At 50.0% G+C, this 4,032-nt stretch carries 3 protein-coding genes and 1 pseudogene; all 4 read left to right on the top strand.

The features are described 5' to 3' along the window. Positions 1-417, top strand: a pseudogene (locus tag BP727_RS01075) (hypothetical protein); the annotation flags it as partial. A 492-nt stretch (positions 418-909) separates the two neighbouring features. Then, entirely contained in the window at positions 910-1,692 is a 783-nt protein-coding gene (locus BP727_RS01070) for a hypothetical protein (RefSeq protein ID WP_273271219.1), read from the top strand. Positions 1,693-2,003: 311 nt separating this feature from the next. Then, positions 2,004-2,780, top strand: a complete 777-nt coding sequence (locus BP727_RS01065; protein WP_013718912.1) for a hypothetical protein — start codon at positions 2,004-2,006, stop codon at positions 2,778-2,780. Between the two features lie 47 nt (positions 2,781-2,827). Continuing rightward, positions 2,828-4,009 carry a hypothetical protein gene (locus BP727_RS01060; protein ID WP_013718911.1) on the top strand — a complete coding sequence of 394 codons (1,182 nt, stop codon included), beginning with the start codon at positions 2,828-2,830 and terminating at the stop codon, positions 4,007-4,009. Positions 4,010-4,032: the final 23 nt, after the last annotated feature.

The following is a 4,032-nucleotide window of genomic DNA, read 5'->3' as shown; positions in this document are numbered from 1 at the left end:
ATGCCAGTCTCTTACCAGACAGGCACCTATGACCAGAAGTGGGTTGAGAAGCTGTGCGTGCAGAACTACAGAATCGGCGCTGTGCTGACTGAGATGTACACCCATGCTGAGCACCTGCAGAAGACCACCGAGGTCAAGACCAGAGGCTACCAGAACGTATGCAGTGAGCCGACAAACAACGGCAATTGTTGCACTGGTGTCCTCGAGGCTAACCTGAACAGCAACGTCATCGGCGTTGCCCATATCGGCTGGCTCTCCAGGGATCCCGAGCCCAACAGGCTGCTCAAGGGCCGCCATGCTGAGTACGGCAGATCCGTCGAGGACCTGACTGGTGTCTTCGCCATTCAGAAGTTCATCCAGCTCTGGGGTAACTCCACCTGCGGCGCAATCAGCGTTGACTGGCTGCCCTGCGTATAAATTAAATTAGAATGGAATATGACCTCAGGCTATGAGGCCTGGGGCCTATGCAATATTTTTAAAATCATATAACCTGCTTCTTACGCCTGTATTTTTGTTAGATGTTCCTTTGAGTGTTCTCTTCTGAGCAATTGGGCGATCTTCTCGGGAGAAAACAGGCAAGAGGGGTGAAATCGTGGAATATAAAATTCTCTTAACCCTGCTCGATAGCTTTATATGTCATTAATCTAATGAAAAATGTTGTGCCTGAGACAATGGCTCAAGTAACATCTAATGGTAATCCTGGAATCAGGCTCCTCACGCCGGATAGGATGACATTTAACGCTTTTGGCTTATATGATGGAGGGGGCCGAGCGGTTTCATCTCTTCAGGTGGAACGGTCCTGGATCTTTGATAAAGGATCTGTATATCCAGCCGGGGTGATGTACTGAGGGATCACTTGTTGCTGTCAATAGCAGCTTTCGATCCTCATGTAAAGGAGGAGGGAAAGAAATGAGAAAACTAATAGCTGTTTTGATTATAGTCGCCATGGCCGCAGTAGGCATGGCCGGTGCAGCTAACTATATGTACGAAAAGGCATCGGTCAAGGGCGTTGGATACAAGAACGTAGAGATGATCATTCAAACCCAGTCTGGCTTCCATGGCCAGAAGCTGGTAGAGAAGGAGTCCGGATCCGGAAACGTGATCCTCGAGAGGACTGAGGTGGAAGCTGAGAGACAGATAACTGCCGAAGGACTGCAGTTCCCTTGCATGTATCCCAATTCCTGTTATATGGACTACATCAACTTCACCAAGGAAGCTGAGTTCGAGTACATGCCGGTATCTTACCAGACAGGCACCTATGACCAGAAGTGGGTTGAGAAGCTGTGCGTGCAGAACTACAGGATCGGCGCTGTGCTGACTGAGATGTACACCCATGCTGAGCACCTGCAGAAGACCACCGAGGTTAAGACCAGAGGCTACGGGAAAAAAGAGAGAATAGAAGACCTATGGGATTACAATCCCGACGACGGCCTTTGGTATGCTACCGGCTGTAAAATGGACTGCTGCACCGGTGTCCTCGAGGCTAACCTGAACAGCAACGTCATCGGCGTTGCCCATATCGGCTGGCTCTCCAGGGATCCTGAGCCCAACAGGCTGCTCAAGGGCCGCCATGCTGAGTACGGCAGATCCGTCGAGGATCTGACTGGTGTCTTCGCCATTCAGAAGTTCATCCAGCTCTGGGGCAACTCCACCTGCGGCGCAATCAGCGTTGACTGGCTGCCCTGCGTGTAGATGATCGTTATCGACATCGGGTGAATAAAAATCTTTAAAATAGGCCCGTCTCGGCGATCTGCTGGGCGGGCTTCATTTCGATCTTTTTTTTAATTAGCAGGGATTTGTCGTCATCTCAAAATGGCATGCGTTTGGTTGAAGCTTCTGCAACGAACCGGCCTTTGGATGACCATTATTATGAACAGATACATTTATATCGAATAAAAGCATCAACTTACAATTGTAGCTCAAGTCCTGCGCATGCGGGCAGGATAGCTACTGATCTAAAGGGATCAATAGCTGTTACATCAATCATCGGGGGTAAATGTATAATGAAGGGAGTAACGATAGCAGTTCTTGCAGTAGCCCTAGTGGGGCTATGTAGCATTACAATGGCTAATCCACCACTGGTACCGCCAGTGCAGTATGAGCAATTTTGTGAAAGCCATAAGGTATCCGGTTCAGGGATTATCGATGTTGCTAACTCGGTAATAGACAAAAAAATAGCTCTCGAGTACTTCGATACCATGACCGGGGATGGAGACATTGAGCTGGATCAGGAGACCGCATTTTCTCAGAATGCTGATGTCCTCAAGAGGAACATCTCCACGGTCAACGGCGGAAATAAGTCCAACCTGAACTTCGTCCAGAACACCAAGATGACCTACAGCGGACAGACACCATTGACCGGCGGACGTTACTTAAATTCCAAGGAGTTCTATGGCGGCATCGGCGCGAATGTGCAGGAGCTGTTCTCGGTTACTGAGATGGAGCAGGATGAGACCGCATTCTTCTCATCTACCACGCCCTACAACCCGCCAGGCACGACGCCTGAGAAGCTAGTAGATTCGCTAGCGAAAGCGGGAAGGGATCAGGATGCTGTTGCAGCCCTGATGGGCAGCAATCCCGCTCATCTGGTGGGAATCGAGACCAAGAATTCCTTCAACGGCACATGGGGCACAGACGCTACATGGCACAGGATATTCTACAAGGATATCAAAGCTCATGAGATGTTCACCGGAACATTCGAGGCTGAGAAGGTATTGAAGTTCCATGAAAATCCAGTGCGTGAGAAGCATCGCGCTCCTTGTGAAGGCATAGACTGCTAGGTCAAATGGCCTGGCTAGTTTTTTTATGTTGTTTAAAGGGGGTTACCATGAGAATATGTCTGATCATTACAATAGCAATGTTGATCCTGACAGTATGCCAGGTGCAGGCTACGGTTGAGGATCCGGGAATGGAGTTGGGTGATGTTTCTGCCACTTGGTCGGGTCCCTCTACTCCATCCATTCCCAACTATCTGCCCAGTCCCTGTTCAGGAGATTCCGGGGCTCTATCGGTAGATGTCAGTCTAACCGGGCCTGAATCGGAGGCGGACAAGTCATATACCACTCAGGGAAAGGAATTGGACTTCGTGGTTACTGTAACCAATGAGGGCTCAACTGATGCAGATGTTGAGGTTTGCGTCAAGCCAATGGACTGCGCCCTGGATTGGTTTGGCTGGACCAGAAGCCCTATGAATATACCTGCCGGAGGGTCCCGCTCCCAAACCCTGACCGTGCAGCCGGATATCAATGCCGTAGCCGGGAAGTACAGGTTTGCGGTTGAGGCATCGGCCAAATGCCGCACTTCAGCCTCTAGGGAGGCAACGTTCAGAGTGCAGGCATACGACTACGCCTCAGAGACCGCTATCAGTGGATCAGGACAGTTCCTGATGAACAAGGACCTGAGGTCGATGGAATCTGGTATCAAGTCCAACAAGGACGTGATATTCAGCGGCAGCGTGGATGCTCTGGTCAAGAACGAGTACATGGTGGATGATGCAAGGGGAAAGAATGCCAACTTCGTTGAGCAGGATGCAGTCGATAACTACAATGCCGTGGCCATTGGAGATGCACTTGTGGGAACGGAGAGCTTCAAGAGCTCTGCCATATTCGGCGGGGTCGGCTCCAAGATCCGGGAAACCTATGATTTGCAGCAGATGGAGTTCAAGAGCCAGGATTTCACACTGCATCAGACTGGATCTTTGAAGAAGACCGCTGAGTTCCAGACGGCGGATAACTTCACTGGATATTACCTCTTAGATGCCAAGCAATCTATCCCCGGCCAGAAGAGCCTTAAAGAGATTGAGGAGTACTTCGGATCCTTTGAGATCAACAGGAGGATTCTCTTCCGCAATAATGCTGAATCAGAGCCCGCCTGTCAGAATGGAGACTGCGAGGGAATAGCCACTCCCGCAGTCGATACTTCCAAGAAGATGCCGGTCGCCAGTCCCTGTACGAGCAGCTCATGCTATAACTTCGTAAATAGGCTGAATAATTTCGGCCAAAAGGCATAAGCTCTACTCTTTTATTTTTTATT

The sequence above is a fragment of the Methanosaeta sp. UBA356 genome (genome assembly GCF_002496465.1).
Lineage (GTDB): Archaea > Halobacteriota > Methanosarcinia > Methanotrichales > Methanotrichaceae > Methanothrix > Methanothrix soehngenii.
Note: the sequence above shows the minus strand (reverse complement) of the source record. Positions and strands in the feature narration are given on the sequence as shown.